11 protein-coding genes and 8 pseudogenes are annotated in these 23692 nt (G+C 36.1%); 9 read left to right on the top strand and 10 right to left on the bottom strand.

The annotated features are described in order from the left end of the window. Nucleotides 1–74 precede the first annotated feature (74 nt). Nucleotides 75–602: a biotin transporter BioY gene (locus tag ABWU36_RS04795; protein ID WP_264687867.1), complete on the top strand. Its 528-nt coding sequence runs from the start codon at nucleotides 75–77 to the stop codon at nucleotides 600–602. Then, nucleotides 599–1009 (top strand): DUF1284 domain-containing protein, encoded by a 411-nt coding sequence (locus tag ABWU36_RS04790; RefSeq protein ID WP_353273077.1) that lies wholly within the window; start codon nucleotides 599–601, stop codon nucleotides 1007–1009. The genes ABWU36_RS04795 and ABWU36_RS04790 overlap by 4 nt, the downstream gene beginning before the upstream one ends. A gap of 407 nt (nucleotides 1010–1416) precedes the next feature. On the opposite strand, the gene ABWU36_RS04785 is transcribed toward ABWU36_RS04790, so the two are convergent. Beyond that, nucleotides 1417–1545 (bottom strand): hypothetical protein, encoded by a 129-nt coding sequence (locus ABWU36_RS04785; RefSeq protein WP_353273076.1) that lies wholly within the window; start codon nucleotides 1543–1545, stop codon nucleotides 1417–1419. Nucleotides 1546–2132: 587 nt separating this feature from the next. Next, a pseudogene (locus ABWU36_RS04780) lies at nucleotides 2133–3148 on the bottom strand (IS110 family transposase). A gap of 223 nt (nucleotides 3149–3371) precedes the next feature. On the opposite strand from ABWU36_RS04780, the pseudogene ABWU36_RS04775 reads away from it, so the two are divergent. Beyond that, a pseudogene (locus ABWU36_RS04775) lies at nucleotides 3372–3917 on the top strand (IS256-like element ISWpi15 family transposase); the annotation flags it as partial. Nucleotides 3918–4117: 200 nt separating this feature from the next. Here the strand turns inward: ABWU36_RS04775 and ABWU36_RS04770 are convergent. Further along, nucleotides 4118–4501: pseudogene (locus ABWU36_RS04770) on the bottom strand (transposase); the annotation flags it as partial. 203 nt (nucleotides 4502–4704) lie between these two features. Between ABWU36_RS04770 and ABWU36_RS04765 the strand changes: the two are divergent. The 3 genes and pseudogenes from ABWU36_RS04765 to ABWU36_RS06835 form a co-directional block, all read left to right on the top strand. After that, entirely contained in the window at nucleotides 4705–5475 is a 771-nt protein-coding gene (locus tag ABWU36_RS04765; protein ID WP_265016759.1) for an AAA family ATPase, read from the top strand. A gap of 21 nt (nucleotides 5476–5496) precedes the next feature. Next, nucleotides 5497–5799, top strand: a complete 303-nt coding sequence (locus ABWU36_RS04760; RefSeq protein WP_264687725.1) for a hypothetical protein — start codon at nucleotides 5497–5499, stop codon at nucleotides 5797–5799. 31 nt (nucleotides 5800–5830) lie between these two features. After that, nucleotides 5831–6473 (top strand): annotated as a pseudogene (locus ABWU36_RS06835) (hypothetical protein); the annotation flags it as partial. Nucleotides 6474–6504: 31 nt separating this feature from the next. Here ABWU36_RS06835 and ABWU36_RS04745 read toward each other — a convergent pair. The 3 pseudogenes from ABWU36_RS04745 to ABWU36_RS04735 all read right to left on the bottom strand — a co-directional run. Continuing rightward, nucleotides 6505–6724, bottom strand: a pseudogene (locus ABWU36_RS04745) (transposase); the annotation flags it as partial. Nucleotides 6725–6784: 60 nt separating this feature from the next. Beyond that, nucleotides 6785–7610, bottom strand: a pseudogene (locus tag ABWU36_RS04740) (transposase family protein). Between the two features lie 85 nt (nucleotides 7611–7695). After that, a pseudogene (locus ABWU36_RS04735) lies at nucleotides 7696–8680 on the bottom strand (IS481 family transposase). 25 nt (nucleotides 8681–8705) lie between these two features. Here ABWU36_RS04735 and ABWU36_RS04730 point away from each other — a divergent pair. Further along, nucleotides 8706–9267, top strand: a pseudogene (locus ABWU36_RS04730) (IS5 family transposase); the annotation flags it as partial. A gap of 433 nt (nucleotides 9268–9700) precedes the next feature. Here the strand turns inward: ABWU36_RS04730 and purD are convergent. Next, nucleotides 9701–10972 (bottom strand): phosphoribosylamine--glycine ligase, encoded by a 1272-nt coding sequence (purD, locus tag ABWU36_RS04725; protein WP_253307305.1) that lies wholly within the window; start codon nucleotides 10970–10972, stop codon nucleotides 9701–9703. A gap of 34 nt (nucleotides 10973–11006) precedes the next feature. Beyond that, nucleotides 11007–12284: a serine--tRNA ligase gene (gene serS / locus ABWU36_RS04720; RefSeq protein WP_353273075.1), complete on the bottom strand. Its 1278-nt coding sequence runs from the start codon at nucleotides 12282–12284 to the stop codon at nucleotides 11007–11009. Between the two features lie 143 nt (nucleotides 12285–12427). Between serS and ABWU36_RS04715 the strand changes: the two genes are divergently transcribed. Together ABWU36_RS04715 and dusB are read left to right on the top strand one after the other, a co-directional pair. After that, nucleotides 12428–13708: a hypothetical protein gene (locus ABWU36_RS04715; RefSeq protein WP_265045400.1), complete on the top strand. Its 1281-nt coding sequence runs from the start codon at nucleotides 12428–12430 to the stop codon at nucleotides 13706–13708. Between the two features lie 28 nt (nucleotides 13709–13736). After that, nucleotides 13737–14699: a tRNA dihydrouridine synthase DusB gene (dusB, locus tag ABWU36_RS04710; RefSeq protein ID WP_264735904.1), complete on the top strand. Its 963-nt coding sequence runs from the start codon at nucleotides 13737–13739 to the stop codon at nucleotides 14697–14699. Nucleotides 14700–14705: 6 nt separating this feature from the next. Here dusB and ABWU36_RS04705 read toward each other — a convergent pair whose 3' ends face one another. Both ABWU36_RS04705 and rplL read right to left on the bottom strand, forming a co-directional pair. Further along, nucleotides 14706–23219: a DNA-directed RNA polymerase subunit beta/beta' gene (locus tag ABWU36_RS04705; RefSeq protein ID WP_353273074.1), complete on the bottom strand. Its 8514-nt coding sequence runs from the start codon at nucleotides 23217–23219 to the stop codon at nucleotides 14706–14708. Between the two features lie 58 nt (nucleotides 23220–23277). Further along, entirely contained in the window at nucleotides 23278–23679 is a 402-nt protein-coding gene (gene rplL, locus ABWU36_RS04700) for a 50S ribosomal protein L7/L12 (RefSeq protein ID WP_253302490.1), read from the bottom strand. Between the last annotated feature and the right edge of the window lie 13 nt (nucleotides 23680–23692).

Below are 23692 nucleotides of genomic sequence, written 5' to 3'. Positions count from 1 at the left end.
CAATATAAGCAAAATTTAAATTGCAAAACCTCTTATATATATTATATTTTATAAGTTATTTTTATTGGGAAGGTATGTTTATAACACAATCTAGCAGTAGATCAACACTGGCTGAAATATTGTCTTGCGTTTTACTTTTATTCTTGATGGCTCAAATAAGCGTACCATTGCAGCCTGTGCCTATCACATTGCAAACTTTAGGAGTAATGCTTATTGGGCTTAAATTTAACCGCAGAACAGCATTCTATTCTGTGCTTACATATCTATCACTTGGTGCAGCAGGATTTCCTGTTTTTGCGAATTTTTCTGGTGGTTATCACATTTTTCTCGGACCAACAGGTGGATATTTAATTGGCTTTTTAGCTGCTGTCATAGTGATGGGTGAAGTAAATGAACTCTTAAGCCTTAAATGTGAATTACTCGCGCGCAATTCTTTAAGTTGTCTGGCTGGTACAGTTGTAATCTTTATTTGTGGTGTTAGTTGGCTTGCTGTTTACTTGGGTCTGGGACAAGCAATAATGGTGGGTGTTTTACCATTTATCCTTCCTGGTTTAGTAAAAATTTTTCTACTCGTAGCGGTTTTGCAGTATTTGAAAAAGTGATAAGGTTTCGTCCTCATCATTTCATGTGCACCCTCGCGTTTCGGAGATATGGGTATTCTCAGGGTTTTGTAGAAAATTATAAAAAGATAGCAAGCAAAGTAATGAGTGATCCTAACACTCAAATCAAAGTAGTTGGCAATCTTGATAGTATTTGTAGTGCTTGCCCAAACCAGACTAAACAAGGTAAATGCACCGAACAAGCTAAAGTTTTAGAGCTAGATAGAAGGCATATGGGAATTTTAGGAATAAAAATTGGCGAGACTTTAACTTGGAATGAGGCGGTAAAAAAGATTAGAGAGAAAATGTCTTTAAAGAAATTTGATTACGCATGTGAGGGGTGCAACTGGCAGCCATATGGAATATGTAAAAATGCCCTTTTAAATTGTCGTTCCTATAAAGGTAGTTGACAAAATGTTAAGATAAATTGAAGCATTTTTGTGGAAATAGACTTCTTGCACTACCTCCCAAGCCACAACTGTCATTCAGTAGAAAAAAAACTTGCTTGACAAACTCCGCCAGCCCCCTTATTATAATAATAAGGGTATTCATGATTCAAAACTTGTTTTTGACCTGCAGGCTCAATGACAAAATTCAGTAAAAACTCAGGGTATTTATTGGCGGATTACATAAAATTATAGCGGCTGCATGTCTTTTTTATTTTTTCTACATTCAGCCAAATCGCGCTTATTTTAAGCGTTAGCACATTATTACAGCGCCACTTACAGTAATATAGAGTCAAAACTCGCACCACGGGGCTTCTTTTGCCTTTTTTTCCGCTTGGTAAATTTCTTAAATATCTTCTTAAATTTTATAGCTAATCAGTACTGGGATGACAAGAAAGGAGCACTGCTATTATAGAGTGAAATGAGATCCCAGTGTTACGCACTGGGATGACATTATAGGAGCACTGGGATGACATTATAGGAGAGCACTGGGATGACATTATAGGAGCACTGGGATGACATTATAGGAGCACTGGGATGACATTATAGGGGCGCTGGAATGACACCCTGACAATCGTCATCCCGCTACTTGTTAGCGGGATCTAGAGATACCGCGGCGGTATGATGCAGGAAAACCTAGCCAGCGTTAGCCATAACACAACACTTTTATACTCACCAAACCCAATGCATTACTTGCAATTAAGTTTCCTGGATTCCAGACTAGAATGACACCGTCATAAAAGAACCAGTGTCAGCTACTTGCATGACACCTTCCTGATAGACAATGTTCGTACAGTGTCAGCTACTCAGATAACAGGAAGAAGGTGCTGGGATGACAGGAGATACCGTCTTGTTAGTCAACAAAAAAATTATAAAAATTTCCCAAGTTGCATCATAAAATCAAAAAATACTTCCAATTGTGTAACAGTACACAGATTATAGTTAGTGGATATGTTGATAAGTAAATTAGTTTTATACGCACAAAACAGATGAAGTTTACTTATCAACATATCCACTAACCAACAACATTCAATAAATTTGTGTAAGATACCACTTTACATAAGATAGATAGGAAGCATTTTTGATTTTAAAGTACTAAACCTTCAGTCAACCTCCTAGCCCTGTAGTTTTTGATATGGTTAGGATCAAAAGCACTTTTGGATGTCAGAATACCGAAAATGATATGGAGTAGCTTACGCATTGCAGCACCAACGATGGCCATATTATGCTTACCCTTTTCCTTTAATCTTTGGCAAAAGCTCATAATGATAGGATTGTGATTCTTAGCTACTATGGCAGGAAAGAAAAGTGCCTTACGTAATGTTTGTGAACCGGATTTACTTAATCTGGGTTTGGCATATACAGAGGAACCTGACGTCATATTTCGTGGTATAACTCCTGTATATGCTGCCAATTGCCTGGCATCTCTAAAAACCTCTATATCAGAAACTTCAGCTAAAATAGCTATTGCTGATTCTTCTCCTATGCCTGGAATAGTCAATAGAAGTTGAAAATTTTCCAACAATTCTTTGTGTTGATTTAATAGTTCACGTACGGAGTTTTTTATTGTTTCTATTTTTTGAGCTATATTCATTGCAAGGTCTTCCCAAGCATTTGCAACTTCTTTAGGCAGTCTCTCTTTTTTTTCTAAGTGGTTATTTACTAATGTTAACTCATCTTTTAACGCAACTGAGCAACGATAAAGATGTTTTAATTTTTTCATTTCAGGAGAAGGTGGTGTCCAACTAGAAGGTTCCTGTCTTTGGCAATAATCAGCAATAACTTCTGCATCGGTCTGATCATTCTTTTGTCGTATCAGCTTACTCCTTGCATAAGATTTTATGCAATAAGGATTTACAACACTTACAAAATGTCCAGCATTGTGTAGAAATTCAGCCAGTGCTTCGCTATAACAACCAGTAGATTCCATGCAGGTTTTTACTTTTTCTACATTATGTTTGTGTAGAAAATTCAGTAGACTTTGAAACCATCGTTCTTAAAGCTTCTTTTTCTAGTTTCACGCTTTCCTTTTTTGCTTATAAATGAGAGAAAAACATCAAAGCGATCTTTTGATATATCTATGCCCAAAAAGTTGTTGATCATATATAACCCCATACGTTACCATTAAAAATGAAAAGTAAGGCTAGTCTTGTGAATACAGAATTAGAACCATTCAGGTCTTTCTACGATACCGTCCAGCCTATACTTTTGAGAAGGGAATTCTTATCTCCTCTACAGATTTTATATCTAAGAAGAAGCACAGAGTTCCTCCCTTCTCCACCTAATGCTTAAGCTTAAAACATTAGATGCTTTTGACAAGATACAAGTAGAAGATATCCTTATTGCCTGCGTTGATGGGCTGAAAAGCTTTCCTGCAGCTATAAACAGTGTCTTTCCTAATGCGGAAGTGCAGATGTGTATAGTGCATCAGATACGCAACTCACTGAAGTATGTGGCCAGTAAAGATGCGAAGAGTTTTTTGAGCGATTTAAAGAAGGTATATCAAGCTTCAAGCAAGGAAATTGCCGAGAATTATCTGTTGGAATTGGATGAAAAATGGGGCACAAAGTACCCTATGGTTATAAAATCTTGGCAGAATAATTGGGAAAACTTGTCTGGTTATTTTAAGTATTCTGGTCCAGTTAGGAGGATAATCTACACCACCAATCCCATAGAGGGGCTACATAGGCAAATTAGGAAATTCACTAAGACCAAAGGCTCATTTACCAGCATAAATGCCTTGTATAAGCAGGTATATTGTGCTATAAAGAAGGCAGAGGAAAAGTGGACGATGCCTGTACATGATTGGGCATTAACTATCTCTCAACTTGATGTTTTCTTTCCTGGCAGATTGAAAATTGAGTTGAACTAAAAATGCGGTTTGACACAGTTTATTTAATACTCCCTTCACGTATCGAGAGTTTTTTCCTTAGGCTCAAAAAAACATTTGGTTTTAGTTTTAAGAATAAATCTGAGGTAAATTGCTCTCAAGAGGTGCTTTTAAAATGCTATTTGATTAACAACTTTACTGATATAGGTATGCCTATTTTCGAATTTGCCTCGTAAATTCCTTCCATTAATCCTTCTCATTCCTAGCCATGCAACAAAGCCAGCAGTATCTGTGTTTTTAACACTTTGAGCATCAATTATACAGAAACTGTTTCCGACCATTGTTGATACGGATCTCTCTAACTAATTTTTTTTAAAACTAATTCCAATAAACTTGGTTCTTCTCCATTCTTTTTATTCCACATTTGAAAATAGTAATATACGCTTTCCCACCTTGGAAAATCTTTTGCTCCACTGGCAACCACTTTTTAGGACGTATAACACTGTACGAAATACATCATACAAATCAAGTTTTCTTGGTCTCGTTTTCTTCCTGCCACTCTCTAGTATTGGTCTGATTTTTTCAAATTGCTCTCGACTTATATCACTTGGATAATTTTTACGCATAGATATACCTCATTCTTAATCTACGCCTATTTTACCTCATCTCTCCGAGATTTTAAACAGGTTCTTACATTTTATCATACCATCACACTCTGGGACCATACATCTAACATAACTTTGGTTTAAATCTACGATTTTATACAAATTTAGAAAAATTATCATTGTATACTACAAAAAAATTAGTATACTTACAGTATATAGTTGTTGTGAAGTCTATCATATATAAAAGGTATTTTAAATTTATTTTTTTATGTTTAGCAATTGCTGCCTTTGCTATCTTGATTTCTTATCTTGTGTTGTATTTATCTTTCGGTAGCGGTATCTCTTTAGTACCTATCGTTCTGGAGTCTTTTGTAAAAACATCCACAGTATTGTTCACTGTGTTTTCTTTTGTATCTTTACTTCTTGTTTTTGGCTTAATGATGGCACAAGCGAAACCCAAACAACCAGAAAAGGGAAGTGAAACATTTGATGATATTATATTAGAAGAAGGAGTTGAAAAAGTGCTGAAGCAAATTTCCAATGATATAAAGGATATGGCAATTGATCCAGCACCAGGATATATTTTCTATGGACCACCAGGGAATGGTAAAACCTTCGCTGCCCGTATAATTGCAAATGAGTCTGGTGTTTCATTTTTCAATTATTCTGCATCTGATATTATCAGTAATGTTCCTTCTATGACTGCAGTAAACCTGCGTAAGATTTTTGAAGATGCGAGGAAGCACTCTCCTTGTATAGTTTTTATAGATGAAATAGATGGTCTTCTTACTAGCAAAGGCATTTTTGGTGCGTTGACTGGTAGATCGGCTGAGGAAGCTGAATTATTGTATCAAATGGATGGCTTTAATTCCAATAAGCGTGTGATAGTAATTGGTGCAACTAACAATCCAGGAGTTTTTAAAGGAGCATTGTCTAGACCTGGTCGTTTCTCTGAAAAAATTCGATTTTCTCCACCAGAAACTCCTCAGTTATAGAAGAAGATATTGGAAAGTCATATGAAGAAAGAGGATTTATCATTTGAAGGAGTAGATGTTGATAAAATTTTAGGAAAAACTCAAGGTTTTTCAGGGGCAGGACTGAAAGATTTGGTACGTGCTACACATGCTGGTTCCATACGTCGTGGCAGTGGCAAGAGCATTACAACTGCTGATTTTATAACAAGAATTGCAGAAATCAAATCCAATGATGATGGCTTTAACAAAGAATGTGATCCACTGTTGTCTGACCCAATGTCTCAATTTACGGGAATTTTTTCTCAGTTCAGCAAAGTGGCAGAATCAGGTGGTAAGGTGATCTAAAAAGATAATCATAGAGAAAACATTAGGTAACATGGTAAATCTTTTAGAACTTTGCAGAGATTTACAGCAAAAATAGAAAGGTTGGAAGCAAGGATAGAGGAGCTAGAAGCAGAAAATAAGGCTTTAAAGATAGAGAACGCTGAGTTAAAGGAAAGGCTTAGTTTAAACTCGAAAAATTCATCTCTACCAAGCTCAAAACAATTATACAAAAAGGAAAAGCGAAAGAAAGATTGGTGGTCAAGTTGGGCATAAAGGTAATTATCGCGCTAAAATGGAAGCAGATGAGGTGATAAAGATAGAGTTGTCATCTGCTTGCGAATGCGGAGAGAATATAGTAATATGCGAAAAACCTTATATCCATCAGAAAGTAGATCTTCCGGAGATCAAGGCTTATGTAATGGAATATCATACCAAGTCTCATTAATAATAAGACAAATTAAAAATAGCCCTTTTGCCTGTAATTGCGGAGTTTAAGCAAATTTATAATATGTCCTATTTGTCTTCCCAATAACGAAGTTTGGTATCAGATGGAACATGGCCGTTGTCGAAAATGTGGAAAAAGAAAAAGCAGCAAATTATCAGAAGGTGTTACGTCAAATACATTTGGTCGAAAAGTTAAATCGATAATTGCAGCGTTCAGCGGATTTTATAAAAACTCAAAGCGCGAAGTAGCTATAGCTAACCCAAGAAAGGTTTACCTAAACACTAAAAGACAAAATCAATAGCAGAATTAATATCTGGCCAAAAGTTTGGCAGAGCTTTTCTTATGGAGCGTTTAATAGGGAACCAAAATTTCTCAATTGGATTCAAATCAGGCGAATATGGTGGCAAAAATAAGATTTTACACTTCCCACTTTCTATTAATTTCCTTGTTTTTTTTGGACTTATGAAAACTTGCGTTGTCAAGAATTACTAAACCCCCTGTGAAACAAGTGGAAGCGGGTTGTCCGATAAAATCGGTAAGAAATCCCAAACCCAAAAGATGTTAAAACCCATGCCTCAAATTCACAATACCTGCAATAATATTAAATCTCATGTTATATTTTTTCTGAAAATTACGGTAAACATGCGACATAATCTTAAATATCTTTATCTCACGGATCTTATTTTCTACTCTCATTCTAAATGATGCTAATCTTCTATTATGCTCTTTCTGCTCTGGAGTTAATGGCTTTTTACGATACTTTTTATATGGAATTATGACATTGCTCTGCAGCTTTTGCCAGCCCTGATAGCCAGAATCGGCGTATTTTATGCTATCCGTGGGAAGAAGTTTTTCCTTTTTCCTTATCTTAAAATCGTGCTCGATGCAACTTTGAAATCGACAAAATTTGCCCATTTTCTTCGATCACAATTTCGGTTTTTATCGTGGTCGTTTTCTTTTTTCCGGAATAACTTTTCTTGCGTTTTTTGTTGTCTTTCGGACGCTGCACAGGCTGCTCTGTTACATCTGCTAAAATCTTCAAAATCCCGTCTGTAGTCATCGTTCTATCCTTTTTTATAGTAATTTTTTTGGCCAATAATGGCTCCATTTTCTTCAAAAGTCGGCAAATATTTGAGTTGTGCAAATTAAACAAAAAGCCCAAAAATGGGTGCGTTATGTATGTTCGACAATAAATTAATATACATAAAATCTTGTCTTCTAACGTCTCAATGTGCGATTTTCTTCCTTGGCATTTCTTTTGTTTTTCAACTTTTTTCCATTCTGGCCTAACTTTTTCTACTGTTTTTTCAAATTCTTCTTTTGTCAGACCAGTTAATTGCCTCAAAACATACGGGGTTTTTGCAACTTTTGCGTAACTTATTGCCATTGCCAAATTTGCTATTTTATACACTTTTTAGTGTTTTTTATCCATTTTTTACCTTTTCGCAGGGAGTCTAATGTTTGTCCAGGTCTTAGATGTATGGTCCCAGAGTGTGGTGGTGTTGGTTTAGTATAAATAATTCTGGAGACTGTGTCCACTGATAACATATAAATTCATAAGGAGTAAGACCCTTAAGAGTTTTGAGTCTCTTTGCATAATTATAAGCGATAACAAAGTTATAAAGGTGTTCTTTAAGTTGCTGATGCGATTGATAGTAATACTTCTTAACTGTAGTATCCTTTAAAGTTTTATTCATACGTTCAACTTGCCCATTTGTTCAAGGATAGCTAACTTTTGTCAAACGATGTTCAATAACATTCTCTTCGCAAACTCTATCAAATATGTGTTGGAAAGCATACTTATGACGCTTCTGGTTTGTAAATTGTATACCGTTATCTGTCAAAATAGTATGGATTTTATACGGTAAAATTCTAATTAAATTACGTAAGAACTCAGCAGCTATGGGTTTTGTAGCACTGTTATGCAACTCAACATAGGTGAATTTGGATGTCCTATCAATAGCAACAAACAAATGTAATTTGCCCTCCTCAGTTCTAACTTCAGCAATATCAATATGAAAGTAACCGATAGGATATTGTTTGAATTTCTTTTTTGACTTAACTTCTCCATCAACAGTTGGTAATCTGCTAATGTTGTGTCTTTGTAAACAACGATGCAAGCTAGAGCGAGTCAAATGCGGAATTGTAGACTGCAGAGCGTAAAGGCAATCATCTAGTGGCAGTAGTGTATACTTGCGAAATGTAACTATTATAGCTTCCTCTTCTAGCGTTAAAACAGTCGATCTTGGATGCTTTGGACCCATATCAGCATCTTTCGTAAATGAACGTTTTCTCCACCTTAATAATAGTTTTTGGATTAAGGTTATAATGCTTGGAGAGTTTTGCTATGCTCTCTTTTCTATTTTGTATTGCTCTACGAATCGTCTGTGTTGTTTTGGCGCACCCATGTAACCATAACTCCTCCTTTGATGGTATTTTTTTCTCATATTTTATCATACCATCACACTCTGGGACCATACATAGGTCAAAAATGGAAAGAAACGAGGAGCCAAGTGCTTGTATAGTGGATAGCCAATCTATAAAGACAACAGAAAAAGGGGGTCAAAGGTTACGATGGAGGCAAGAAAGTCAAAGGTAGAAAGAGGCATATAATCACAGATACTCAAGGGTTTATACTCAGTTGCTATGTCGGAGCTGCCAATGAAAATGACAGAGATGGCGTGAAAATAGCATTAGATAACATGAAGAAAAAATATAGTAAAATTAGAAAAATGTGGGCTGATATGGGGTATCAAGAAAAAGATTTAAAGGATCATATAAAGAAAGAATATGGAATAGACATTGAAATTGTTAAGAGGCCTCCGTGCAGATTTTGGGTGCATCAAGACACGCCACCAGAACTATTGCCTCAACGAGATCCAGGATTTAAAGTGCAGCCCAGAAGGTGGGTTGTAGAAAGAACTTTTGCTTGGATCAATAGGAATAGAAGGCTATCAAAGGAGTATGATTTGCTTACAACATCTACTGAAAATTTTATATATTTAGCTATGAGTAAGGTTATGTTGCAGAGGGAATATTCTTGAATTTACTGGTTTGCGGACAAGTTCTTATACCAAACTTCGTTATTGGGAAGACAAATAGAATATACGATAAATTCACTTAAACCTCCATTTATAGGCGGAAAGCACTCTTTTTCATTTGTCTCATTATTATTGAGAATTGGTATTATACAGCTCGACAAGACTAATTAACAGTTGAAACATCTAGCTCTACAATTGCTACCAAATATTTTGCATTATTATCACTTTAATATATTCTTTCACTTATTTTTTTTCTTTGCCACTTCCCTTAACGGATACATTTTTCTTCGCTGTTTCCTGACGAATCAATGTTAATTTAGCATTGAATACTACTAAAAACTTAAATAATACAACCATTTTCAGCAACAAAAATCAGCTAGCGTGAGGGGTGTTCGTTTTGGAATCGGTTGGTCTACCTGCTAACCGACAGCTAACATTAACTACCAATATCGTATCTGAAGAAGCCCCCTGGCCATTCTAAAAAATTTAATGCTGAGTACACCTTACTTTTGGCTTCCTCTATAGTGCTCCCTTCTGCTACTATATTTAGCACTCTTCCGCCATCTGAAACCCAATTACCACTCTCATCTAATTTAGTACCAGCGTGAAATACCAATATACCAGGAATGCTTTCAATTTTATCTAATCCCTTAATTACTTCTCCCTTTTGATAATCACCCGGATAGCCTTTACTTGCAACAACTACACAAACTGTAGATTTGTTGTTAAGTTCCACCATTTTGACATTTAACTTTCCTTCTGCAACTGACAACATCAATTTTAACAAATCGCAATTTGAATCAAATCTAGGTAATATAGATTGCGTTTCTGGATCACCGAATCTAACGTTATACTCGAGAAGTTTTGGGCCATCTCTGCAAATCATTAAACCAGCAAAGAGTACTCCCTTATAAGGCGTACCCATGTTAACCAATGCTTGAGCTGTAGGGTATATTATTTTTTGGATGATTTTTTGCTCCATGTCCTTACTTATAATTGAAGGTGATGAGTACGATCCCATACCCCCAGTATTTTGGCCTTCATTATTTTCATTCACTCTCTTATAATCTTTTGCGCACCCAAGAGTTACTACTTTCAACCCATCAACAAGAGCAAAAAAGCTTACTTCTTCTCCAATTAAAAATTCTTCTATGATTATTTCTTCACCTGATTCACCAAATTCTTTCTCCACTAGCATTGAATCTATTGCTGAAAAAGCTTCGTTTTCTGCGCAACATATCATCACGCCTTTCCCTGCCGCAATTCCATTTGCTTTCACTACAAGTGGAAATTTTATTTTATTGCTACGTACAAAATCTTTAGCTAATCCTTCATCAACAAAACACTCGTACTTGGCAGTTGGTATGCCATATCGCTTGCATAGTCCTTTGGTGAAAGACTTTGATCCCTCAAGTTTTGCAGTTGCTTGACTCGGAGCAAAAACATTTATTCCCTCTGCAACTAAATCATCAGCAAGTCCATCAATTATTGGTTGTTCTGGACCAATAACAACCAACTCTATATTTTCTCTCTTGCAAAATTGTGTAACATCCACTGAATTTTGAATATTTACATCCACAAGAGTTCCAAGATCTTTCATAGCTTGGCGACCAGGAGTTACATATAACTCAGTCAAGATAGGAGATTTTTTTAGAGCCCAAAGTAGAGCGTGCTCACGTCCACCAGAACCTATAACCAGAACCTTCATCTTTATTTCCTCGCTTTTCTATATGTCAAAATTATTATTTGCTTATAACAGTATCATTACTCATGTATTTTTGCAACACGTTTGGTATTGCAATCGACCCGTCAGAATTTTGATGATTCTCCATTATGGCAACAATCGTTCTTCCTATAGCTAAAGCTGAGCCGTTTAAAGTGTGAACATATTTTTTTATCTTTTTATCAGTTTCTGAAGAGTATTTAGCGTTCATCCTTCTTGCTTGAAATGCACCACAATTTGAGCAGCTTGATATTTCTCTATATTTATTTTGCTCAGGTAACCATACCTCTATGTCATAAGTCCTTTGTGCAGCAAAACCCATATCACCACTACACAGTAGCATTACTCTATACGGTAATTCTAGTTTTTTTAATATCTCTTCAACAACACTCGTCATGCGCTCAAGTTCATCATTTGATTGGTCTTCAGTTGTAATACTCACCAACTCCACTTTACCAAATTGGTGTTGCCTTATCATGCCTCTCGTGTCTCGCCCTGCGCTGCCTGCTTCTTTACGAAAACACTCTGAATACGCAGTAAAACGAATAGGCAGTTCTTTTTCCTCTACTATTTTATCAGCAACCAAATTTGTTAAAAACACTTCACTTGTGGGAATCAACCTCAATTCGTCGGTAGTTAAATACGAATCGTCAGAAAATTTTGGTAGCTGACCAATGTTATACATAGCTTCGTTTTTCACCAAAGCTGGGTGGTACACCTCAGTATAGCCAAATTCATTAACATGCATTTCAAGCATAAAATTTATTAGCGCTCGTCCAAGCTTAGCTAACTGTCCTTTTAATATCGCAAATCTTGATCCGGAAATTTTCGCCGCTTGTTCGAAGTCCATTAAACCTAATTTTTCTCCGAGTTCATAATGAGATTCTGGTACAAAATCAAACTGTCTTTTTCCTCCATATCTTCTCACCTCTAAATTAGAGTTCTCATCTGCGCCTATTGGCACATCTTGCGCAGGAATATTCGGCAAGTTAGATAAAACATTCACTAACTTATCCTTTTCTGCTTGTTCCTTTAAGCTAATTGCCTCTATCTCATTCGTGATGTCTTTTGACAACTCTATTTGCTCTTCACAAGGGCTCTTGCTCATTTTAAGCTTCTTTATTTCCTCTGTGATTTCATTGCGCTGCCTATTTAAATCTTGCAATTTAGTGGTTAATGACCTTTTCTCGTGATCAATTTCTAATATCTCTTTTGCAGTAAACTCTCTTATCCCCCTGCTTTTCATTGCCTTTTCAAATCCTTCAGGGTTTTTGCGTATATATTCTATATCGTGCATATATTGTGCTATTACTAACACTGTTACTGTACTTCAAAAGCTCTTAATATTCAATATTTTCTCATACTACTAAAATTATTATGGTTGATTTTTTTGTTAGAATTTGTTAAAATTTAATTAACTTAGCATTCATAGGATGTAGTATGGGCATCACAGAAAAATATAATCAATTTAAAGAGAGCACTTACTTTGCTGGTGGGAAATTCGTTATCTACGCTACTTGCGTATGCCTAGCAGCCACATTTGCTGTTGGCTGTTTGGGGTTGATAATAGGATTTCCTCTATTGACCTTTCCACTTGCTATGCTAATTTCTCATCCTGTGATTTGGATTATAATGGGAGTAGTCCTTACAGCAGCATACAAAATGATTGTTAAACCTTTATTTCACTTGGTAAAAGGTTATGTTAATGGAAAAGGAGCAGGTCAAGGTGAGCAAAAAACTCAAGATGGAGATAGTGGTGTTGTACCAGGCAGTGAACCCGATTCAAGGAACAGTAGTCGTAGAAGCTCTTTGGATAGTGGTTTGGGTGGTAAAGAGTTTCATGAAAATTTGGACACTCTTGTGCATCAAACAAATAGAAAGAATTACGCTTACTGGTTGCAGCAACATGATATTGCTAATATTGCAAGAATTAAATATAAGTATTCAGAAGATTTTACGGATGGTGTATTCTTCTGTATTCCTGGTAATCTTGAAACCTTGAGTGAAAGGTTGGGAGAATATAAAAATAAAGCAGAACGAGAGAGTTCGAAAAGGATATTTACTTCAGTTATTAATTTGGGTGGTAATCATTGGGTAACGCTAGTTGTTGCATACAACTCGGATAATAAACAATTTAGAGCTTATTATTGTGATTCTTTTAGTGCTGATTTACCAAGTCCTGGTAGTCAACGTAAGAAAATAGAACTTGCAAATGCAATTAAAGAATTGGTTACACCTCTTACTGATCAAGCTAGTGAGTTGAATGCGCAAGGAAAAAAAGAAATGAGTAAAGATGTCAAAGAGACAGCACAAACGTGTCGGAACAAGAAAAATGAATTAATTAATGTCCCAATAAATACTGATAATATAGTGAGCGCACTGGAAGCAGTTTTGGAAATAGAGAACTGTAATATAAGAAGCTCCGGAGCCAAACAACAAAGCGATGGACATAATTGTGGAATATTTGCATTGGAAAACGCTCATAGGATTACGCAAATGCTCAACGAAGGTAAATCATTTGATGAAATTGACGCAGAGTTATCGGAATACAAGCCTAATCCAGAACAATTGCAAAAGAAAAGAAGAGAGTTTACAAAAGCGCTTATGGAAGATGAAAAATGGAAGGAAGATCTAGAAAACGGGCTTTTATGCGATCTTCCACCAGGAACGGACACCTCTCTTACCTCAAGGGTGCAGAATACAGCTCAGTTTGCTATATAGTTTACAATGAAGGATTACCATTAACCTTATGCCCCTCCAAATAGGAAGTTTGACGATTGATTCTTCAGTTATTTTAGCTCCAATGTCAGGGGTAACTGATTATCCGTTTAGAAGTATTGTAAAGAAGCTAGGTGCAAGTTTGTTAGTTTCAGAAATGATTGCAAGCAGAGCCATGATTATGCAAACTCGCCAGAGTCTGCAAAAAGCAAAAGTCGATGAATTAACTGCTGTGCAGCTTGCTGGATGCGAGCCGGATGTAATGGCAGAGGCTGCAAAGCTCAACGAGGATATGGGTGCAAAAATAATAGATATAAATTTCGGTTGTCCTGTTAAAAAAGTTGTAAACGGTTATGCAGGATCAGCACTAATGCGCGATGAGAAAAAAGCCGCTGAGATAATTGAGGCCGTGGTCAAAGCAGTGAATGTGCCAGTTACGGTAAAAATGCGCACTGGATGGAACGATGAAAATCGCAATGCACCGAGGCTTGCGAAAATTGCCGAAGACTTAGGAGCAAAAATGATCACTGTGCATGGAAGAACGAGGGCACAGCTCTATAACGGCCAAGCAGATTGGAAATTCGTTAGAAATGTTAAGGAGCAAGTGAAAATTCCAGTTATAGTAAATGGCGATATTAAAAATTTAAATGATATTCAGAATGCTCTCAAAGAATCTGGAGCAGACGGAGTGATGATAGGTCGTGGTGCCTACGGTAAACCTTGGCTGATTAATCAAGCAATGAACTTTCTCAGTGGAAGTGAAACTTCTGAGCCAACAGCTTCAGAGAGATTAAGCATCATACTCGAGCATTACGACAATATTCTTGAGTACTATGGAAATAACACAGGAATAAAGATGGCCCGCAAACACATAGGTTGGTACAGTAGCGGGCTTCAAAGCTCATCTGAATTTCGCATGAGAGTAAATAACATGACAGATAGCACAGAAGTGAAAGAAAATATTATTGGCTTTTTTGGTCAAGAGACACACTAGCTGTACTCAATTCGACTGATCATATGCCACTACGCTCTCTTCCTCACCAGAGTGTAAATGACAATTATTATCCATAAACCATTTCTCGTCATAAGTTTCAATATCAAAATATTTTTCATATTTATCTATATTATCACAAAGTGAAAGTGCTCTGATCTTATTCATAATCAAACCTGTACCAGCAGGAATTAATCTTCCTACTATAACATTTTCTTTTAATCCACTTAAAGGATCACTCTTCCCGCAGAATGCTGCTTCTGTAAGTACTTTTGTTGTCTCTTGGAAAGAAGCAGCAGAAATAAAGGAGCTAGTTTCAAGACTTGCCCTAGTAATCCCCTGCAGAATAGGAAGATAATGAGCAGGCCGTTTGCCAGAGTTACTCATAGCATCATTTTCCCTATCAACTTCCAGCTTGTCAATGCTTTCGCCAACCAAGTACATAGTATCACCAGGATCAGTAATTTCCACTTTTTGTAGCATTTGTTTTAAGATCACCTCTAAATGCTTGTTGTCTATACGAACACCCTGCAATCTATAAACTTGCTGTATTTCAGAAATCATATAGTGCGCTAAAGCTTCTAACCCAAGCACACGTAAAATATCATGGAGATCAGGGTCACCATCCATCAATAGATCACCTTTACGTACAAAATCACCTTCATTGACTATTACATGCTTACTTCTTGATACCAAATATTCAACTGGAGAAATTTGTTCATCTACAGGTTTAATTAATATACTGCGTTTTCCTCTACGGTCTTTTTCAGAAAACGCTACATAGCCATCTATCTCACTAACAATAGCATGCTCTTTAGGACGACGTGCTTCAAATAACTCTATAACCCTCGGTAAACCACCAGTAATATCACGAGTTTTAACTGACTCTCTTGGTGTTCTTGTAATAACATCACCTGCATGAACCTTCTGGCCATTTTGTACATTGAGCACTGCACCAATTGGTATAAAATAACATGCTTCAACGCCACTTGCGAGTGTCATTACTTTACCATTATCGTCAAGCAGCACAATACGAGGACGTAAACTAGCTCCACCAGAATGCAATTTCCAGTCTTTTACTACTTTGCTTGATATTCCTGTAGATTCATCCATCACTTCAGTGATCGAAATTCCATCTTTTAAGTCCTGATAAGACACTGTACCAGTCTTCTCCGTGATAATAGGCAATGTATAAGGATCCCATTCCGCAACTTTATCGCCAATTTTTACTGACCCACTCTCATCCACATAAAGTTTAGCACCGTAAGGTACACTATGCTTCAACTTCTCACTACCAAGGCTATCAACCAACACGACTTCACAGGAACGGCTTATCACAATTTTATTTCCGTTTCTATCTATAATTATATTACTATTGTTTAACTTTATTTTAGCACTAATAGAAGCTATAATATTTGAGGATTCAACGCCTCTAGTCATTACCCCACCTATATGGAAAGTACGCATCGTTAACTGAGTACCTGGCTCTCCAACAGATTGAGCAGCTATAACACCAACTGCTTCACCTATTGAAACAATTTTACCAGTTGCAAGGTCTCTTCCATAACACAAAGAACACACACCAGGACTTATTTCACAAGTTAAAGGCGATCTAATTTTTACAGCATCAAGACCTGCAATGCTGATTTGCTTTACTTTATCCTCATCAATTAATTCCCCTGCTTTTACTAATAATTCTTTTGTCACTGGGTTATATATACCATTTGCAGATGTTCTACCCAGCACAACACTCTCTAGAGATGCAACTATAGTACTTCCTTCAACTGTAGCTCTCACAACAAGACCATTTTTTGTTTTACAGTCATGCTTTGTAACTATGCAATTTTGAGACACATCAACTAAACGACGAGTTAAGTATCCAGAGTTTGCAGTTTTAAGCGCAGTGTCAGCTAAACCTTTACGCGCACCGTGAGTAGAATTAAAGTATTCAAATACGTTCAATCCTTCACGGAAATTAGAAATTATAGGTGTTTCTATAATCTCACCAGAAGGTTTGGTCATGAGCCCTCGCATTCCTGCTAGCTGTTTCATCTGTGAAGTAGAACCCCTTGCACCAGAGTTAACCATCATATACACTGAGTTGTACTTACTATTTCCATCATATATAGATATTGCTTTTAACATATCATTAGCTATCATATCCGTACACTTAGACCATTCATCTATAACCTTGTTATACCTCTCACTTCTAGTTATTAGCCCATCTTGATATTGCATAGAGAATTTCTTAATTTCACCCCTCGCGTGATCAACATGTGTAGCTTTAGTTTCAGGTATAACCAGATCACAACGACCAAAAGAAACACCAGAAAATGTGGCATACTCAAAGCCAAGTACCATTAATTTATCAGAAAATGCCACTGTAGCACTTTGACCACAGTTACGATATACTAAATCAACTATACCAGTTATTTCCTTGACTGTTAATATCTGATTTATTAGATCGAAGCCTAGATTCTCATGCTTAGGAAAAATTTGCCATAATATTAAACGGCCAGGAGTTGTACAAACAGTTTTATAGTGAGTTTCACCGCTGCTATTAATATACTCCATCCTATACTTTATACTAGAATGAATATGTAAAGTACCATCACTCAAAGAATGCTCAACTTCACAAAAAGCACCAAAAGATGGTAAATTATCTTCCTTAGGTTCTTGTAAAGTCAGATAATATATACCAAGTACTATATCTTTACTAGGAACTATAATCGGTCTGCCATTAGAAGGACTTAAAACGTTATTAGTGGACATCATCAACACCCTAGCTTCAAGCTGAGCTTCCAATGAAATTGGCACATGCACTGCCATTTGGTCACCATCAAAATCAGCATTAAACGCCGTACAGACAAGCGGATGAAGCTGTATTGCTTTGCCTTCAATAAGGATTGGCTCAAAAGCCTGAATACCAAGTCTATGTAGCGTAGGCGCTCTATTCAACAAAACAGGATGCTCTTTTATTACCTCTTCAAGCATATCCCAAACTTCTGGTTTTTCTGCTCTTATCAACTTACTAGCAAACTTAATAGTTGGAGCCATACCATACATCTTAAGCTTTGAGTAAACAAAAGGTTTGAATAGTTCAAGAGCCATTCTTTTTGGTAATCCACACTGATTTAGTTTCAAAGTTGGACCAACAACTATTACAGAACGTCCAGAGTAGTCTACCCTTTTTCCTAAGAGGTTCTGGCGAAAACGACCCTGTTTTCCTTTTAACATATCACTAATGGACTTTTTATATCCAACAGCACCAGCTTTGTTTACCAAAGTATTACGACGACTATTATCAAAAAGAGAATCAACTGCTTCTTGTAACATCCTTTTTTCATTACGAATCATAATCTCAGGAGGATTTAAGCTCAACAATTTCCTCAACCTGTTATTTCTATTAATAATAGTCCTATAATGATGATTCAGATCAGAAACTGCAGGACGACCACTTTCAAGCGATACCAAAGGACGCAAATCAGGTGGTAAAATAGGTATAGTTGTAAGTATCATCCACTCAGGCCTATTTCCAGATTTAATGAAGTTTTCAATAATACGCAATCTCTTTATAATTTTCTTTCTTCTTATCTCAGAAGCAACAGACTCTAATTCTAGTCTTAAATCCTTCCTAATTTCATGTAAATCAAGGCGCGTTAGCAACTCTCTTATAGCTTCAACACCTTGCATAGCTACAAAACTATCGATCCCATAGCTATCTTTAGCTTCATTATAAGCTTTTTCACTAATAATCTCACCTTTTTCAAAAGGCGAAACAAGAGGATCTATCACGATATAATTATCGCTATATAAAATATTCTCAATATCTCTGAGAGACATATCCAATAATGCTCCAATTCTTGAAGGAAGCGATTTCAAAAACCATATATGAGCAACAGGAGATGCAAGCTCTATATGACCCATCCTTTCTCTTCTTACTTTAGAAGATGTAACTTCTACTCCGCATTTTTCACATATGCGACCTCTGTGTCTTCTTTTTTTGTATTTTCCACATAAACATTCATCGTCATTGACAGGGCCAAAAACCTTAGGGCAAAATAATCCACCTTTCTCAACTTTGAACGTACGATAATTTGCAGTTGAAACATCTTCTATCTCACCACAAGATATACGCTTAATACTTTCAGGGCTAGCAATCGATATGCTAACCTCATTAAAAGGTTGTGCAATGTTAGTGTGAGATATATCTTCAATCACTACATCATTTTGCTTTAAATCTACATTTAAACATAAAGAACGTAGTTCTTTTATCATCACATTAAAGGATTCAGGAATTCCACATTCAAAATTACTGTCACCTTTTATTATCGATTCGTAAATCTTAACTCTACCATTAATATCATCAGACTTCACAGTTAACATTTCCTGCAAAGTATAAGCAGCACCATAGGCTTGTAATGCCCAACATTCCATTTCACCAAAACGCTGACCACCAAAATGAGATTTTCCTCCTAGAGGTTGTTGAGTAACCAAACTATAAGGCCCTACTGAACGTGCATGAATTTTACCATCAACCAAGTGGTGCAACTTAAGCATGTACATGTAACCAACTGTAACCTTGCGGTCGAATTTTTCACCACTGCAACCGTCATATAATACAGCTTGTCCAGAGTTATCCAAACCAGCAAGTTCAAATAATTTTGCTATTTGTTCATCTTTTGGACCCTCAAATACAGGTGCAGCAACAGGAACGCCATCACGTAATTTACGTGCAAATTCAATGAGATTATTATCACTAATATTACGAATATCATTACAGATAGATACGTTACTACCATAGCTATAAACCTCAATCAGGAAATTACGTAAATTGCTGTATGAACTTTTACAAGAGTTCAAATAGTTCTCTACTAACGCATTCAACTCGTCATTTAGTGCATTTTTATTAGGTGTATTTAAAACAGAAGCCATTATTTCATCATCATCAATATTTTCAATTTTTTTATTGTCAAGGTATGCTACTGCAAATTGTGTAAAATTATCATCGTTAAGGGACCTAATTCCCTTGCAAAAAGCACTTTTGATTTTATTGATCTCATCGAGAATATTACTTACCCTTTCCCCTAATTTTCTACAAGCCCAACCTACATGCGTTTCCAGTATTTGCCCTACATTCATTCGTGAAGGAACACCAAGAGGGTTAAGAATAATATCAACAGGAGTACCATCTTCCAAATAAGGCATATCTTCCACTGGCACAACTCGAGAGATCACACCTTTATTCCCATGTCTACCAGCCATTTTATCCCCTGGTTGCAGACTATGTTTCACAGCAATGAAAACTTTTACTGACATCGACACACCTTGAGGCAGGTCATAACCTTCATGTAATTTTTCTACTTTTCGCTTAAACTGTGCTATTGCATGTGATACTTTTTCATCAAAATCTTTTTTTAAGCTCTTAACTTGCTCAGAAATGGGTTGGTTTTTTAATCCTATACCCCACCATTGCTCACGTTCAATAGAGTCAAATTTTTCTCGATCTTGAGAACCAGAATTAATAAGAAGTTTCTTCAGTTCATCATAGAAATATTCACTAGTAACATTGATTATATAATCTCGCTCTTCCTCAAAGTCATTTACCTCTTTTTGTTTGATGAGTAATGCCCTTTCATTTTCTTCAACCCCCCTGCGTGTAAAGACTTGTACATCAATTACTGTCCCTTCAACATCTGGAGATGTATATAAAGAGGAATCTGCACAATCGAATGACTTTTCACCAAAAATTGTCATTAATAACTTCGTTTCAGGAGGCAATGAAAGAGAAGGTTTAGGTGTAACTTTACCTACCAGAATATAGCCTGGACCAACTCTTGTACCAATTTTCACTATACCACTATCATCCAAGTGATATAGATTTTCTTCATTAACACCAGGTATAGCACGAGTTATTTTTTCTGATCCTAAAGGGGTATCATGTACAACACAGTCAAATTCTTCTATATGAATAGAAGTAAAGAGATCTTTTTTAACAACTTCACTAGAAATAATAATAGAGTCTTCAAAATTATAACCTTGCCAAGACATAAAAGCGACTAGCAAATTTTTACCAAGCGCCAACTCACCACTGTTAATTGCAGGACCATCAGCTATTACATCACCCTTTTTAACATAATCACCTACGCACACTAGCGGTCTTTGATTAATACAAGTATTATGGTTAGAACGCTGAAATTTCCTTAGATGATAAATATCTACGTCCAAGTAGTTAACCCTTTCTTTATCAAAAGCACGTATAACTATAGAGTTACTATCAGAACTATCAACTATGCCATCGCGTTTTGCTAAAACTACAGCACCAGAGCCAGAAGCTACAAAAGACTCCATACCAGTAGCAACCAGAGGAGCGGTAGGCTTCAATAAAGGTACGGCCTGACGTTGCATATTTGAGCCCATTAATGCTCTATTAGCATCATCATTTTCTAAAAATGGAATCAAGGAAGCCGCAACTGATATTACCTGCTTAGGAGATACGTCAATGTAACTCACCTGATCACTACTTACCATAATGAAACTACTAGCATATCTACAGTATAGCATATCATCAACAAAGCAATTATTTTCATCGAGCTTTGCGCTGGTATCAGCTATATAATATAAACCTTCATCTATGGCAGACAGATACTCAATTTGATCAGTAACAACCCTATTAACTACTTTTCTATAAGGACTTTCAATGAAACCATATTTATTAATACGCGCGTATATAGCTAAACTGTTGATTAACCCTATGTTTTGCCCTTCAGGAGTCTCAATAGGGCAAATTCTTCCATAATGAGTTGGATGAACATCACGCACTTCAAATCCTGCCCGTTCTCTTGTTAAACCGCCAGGACCTAACGCGGACAACCTTCTTTTATGTGTTATTTCAGATAACGGATTAGTCTGATCCATAAATTGAGATAATTGAGAAGAATTGAAGAAATCTCTTAAGACATTAGTTAACACTTTTGGATTAATAAAATCAGATGGAGAAACTTTATCTAAACTAGAAGTGGACATAGAATCAACTATTGCGCGTTCCAATTTCAACAACCCAGTTCTAAATTGATTTTCTATAAACTCTCCAACTGATCTTACTCTTCTGTTTCCTAAATGATCAATATCATCTACAGATCCTTGACCGTCACGTAACAATACTATTTTTTTTACAATTTCAATAATATCTTCATACGTTAAAACAGTTAAATCCTCATCATAATTTAATCCAAGGTAAGAGTTAAGCTTCAACCTACCAATGTTAGACAAATCATAATATTCCGGACTGAAGAAAAGATTACGGAAAAACTCCTCTACTATCTCTAAAACAGGAACTTCACCAGGACGCAAAACTCTATATATTTCATATAGCGCATCCTGATAAGACATGTTTTCGTCTAAGAAAAGCGTATTTAATATATAAGGTCCAACAGATACATTATCTATGTTCAATACTGATATTTCATCCACAGACAATAACTCAAGCTTCTTTATGTCTTCCAGCTTTATAGATTCACCAGCAGATAAAATTTTCGTAGAGCTAGCACTATCCATTAAATCTTCTGCGAGGAATAAACCACATATAGAATTAAAAGGAACCAGATACTCTTTCAATTCATTATCATATAGCTTTTTAGCTAGTCTTGAGGTGATACGAACGTTAGCTTTAAGCAGCACATTACCTTCAATATCCATTAAGTCGAAAGGCAACCTCACTCCTTTAAATTTATCAGGAACAAAAGGCACTTTCCAACCATCTTTATGTTTTACATACTTTATTTTCTCATAAAATCTATCGAGTATATCATTATTTGATAGACCTAACGCCTTTAACAAAACTGAGATTGGCAATTTTCTTTTTCTATCAACACGAAAATACAAATGGTCTTTAACATCAAATTCAATATCAAGCCAAGAACCCCTATAAGGAATAATTCTAGCAGAATAGATCAATTTACCAGAATTGTAAGTTTTTCCCTTATCGCTATCAAAAAATACACCAGGAGACCTATGCATTTGTGAGACAATAACTTTTTCTACACCATTAATGATGAAAGTGCCCTTATCAGTCATCATAGGCAACCCACAAAAGTGGACTTCCTGCTCTTCTATAGATTTTACAACGGTTGCAAGTTTAGAATGATCTTCACTCTCTTTAATCGATTTATATTCATCAAGAGAAATACCATCCTGCATAACAACAAGACGTATAGAAGCAATAACCTGAGCAGAAAAAGTTACACCACGCTTTATACACTCAGATTCATCATACTTAGGATCATCTACCCTACAACTTATAAACTCAATAGTAGCCCTACGCAAAGGATCATTTATTGGAAAGATTGTATGAAAGATAACTTCAAGTCTTTCATTACCCTTATTCTTAGGAGCAAATGAATCATACGATTCTTTTTGAACCTTAACCAAATCCAATAAAGAATCTTTTAAATCAATCGACCTAGAATAAGAAACTCTAGGGACAAAAGCACCAGAAGCGTACATATAAGAAGAATCAACCATTAAAATACCCCAAACTAATTAAAAGAGCTATATCAATATAAAATTAATACATTAAATATTATTCAAGCTCCACTTTAGTTGCTCCTGCTTCAATAAGTTTTTGCTTGATTTTTTCTGCTTCGTCTTTAGGAATATTAGCAGTTAAATCTTTAGGTAAAGATTCAACCAACTCTTTTGCTTCTTTTAAACCCAATGTAGAATTAACTTCTCTCACAGCTTTAATAACTCCTATTTTTTTACTCGCATCAATTTCTTTAATCACAACTTTATACTCAGCTTTTTCTTGAGCAGCAGGAGCAGCAGCATTATCACTAATAGGCGCCCCAGCACCAACAGCCCCACCAAGAAAAGAACCAGCAGGCAACCCTATTTTCTCTTCTAGAACTTTTACAAGTTCAGAAGCCTCTAATAGGTTTAAAGATAATATTTTATCAACCAAATCACTTGTTACATTACTCATAATTACCACCTTA

It is taken from the genome of Wolbachia endosymbiont (group A) of Portevinia maculata, assembly GCF_964028525.1.
Classification (GTDB): Bacteria; Pseudomonadota; Alphaproteobacteria; order Rickettsiales; family Anaplasmataceae; genus Wolbachia.
This window is presented reverse-complemented; position numbering and strand designations above follow the sequence as displayed.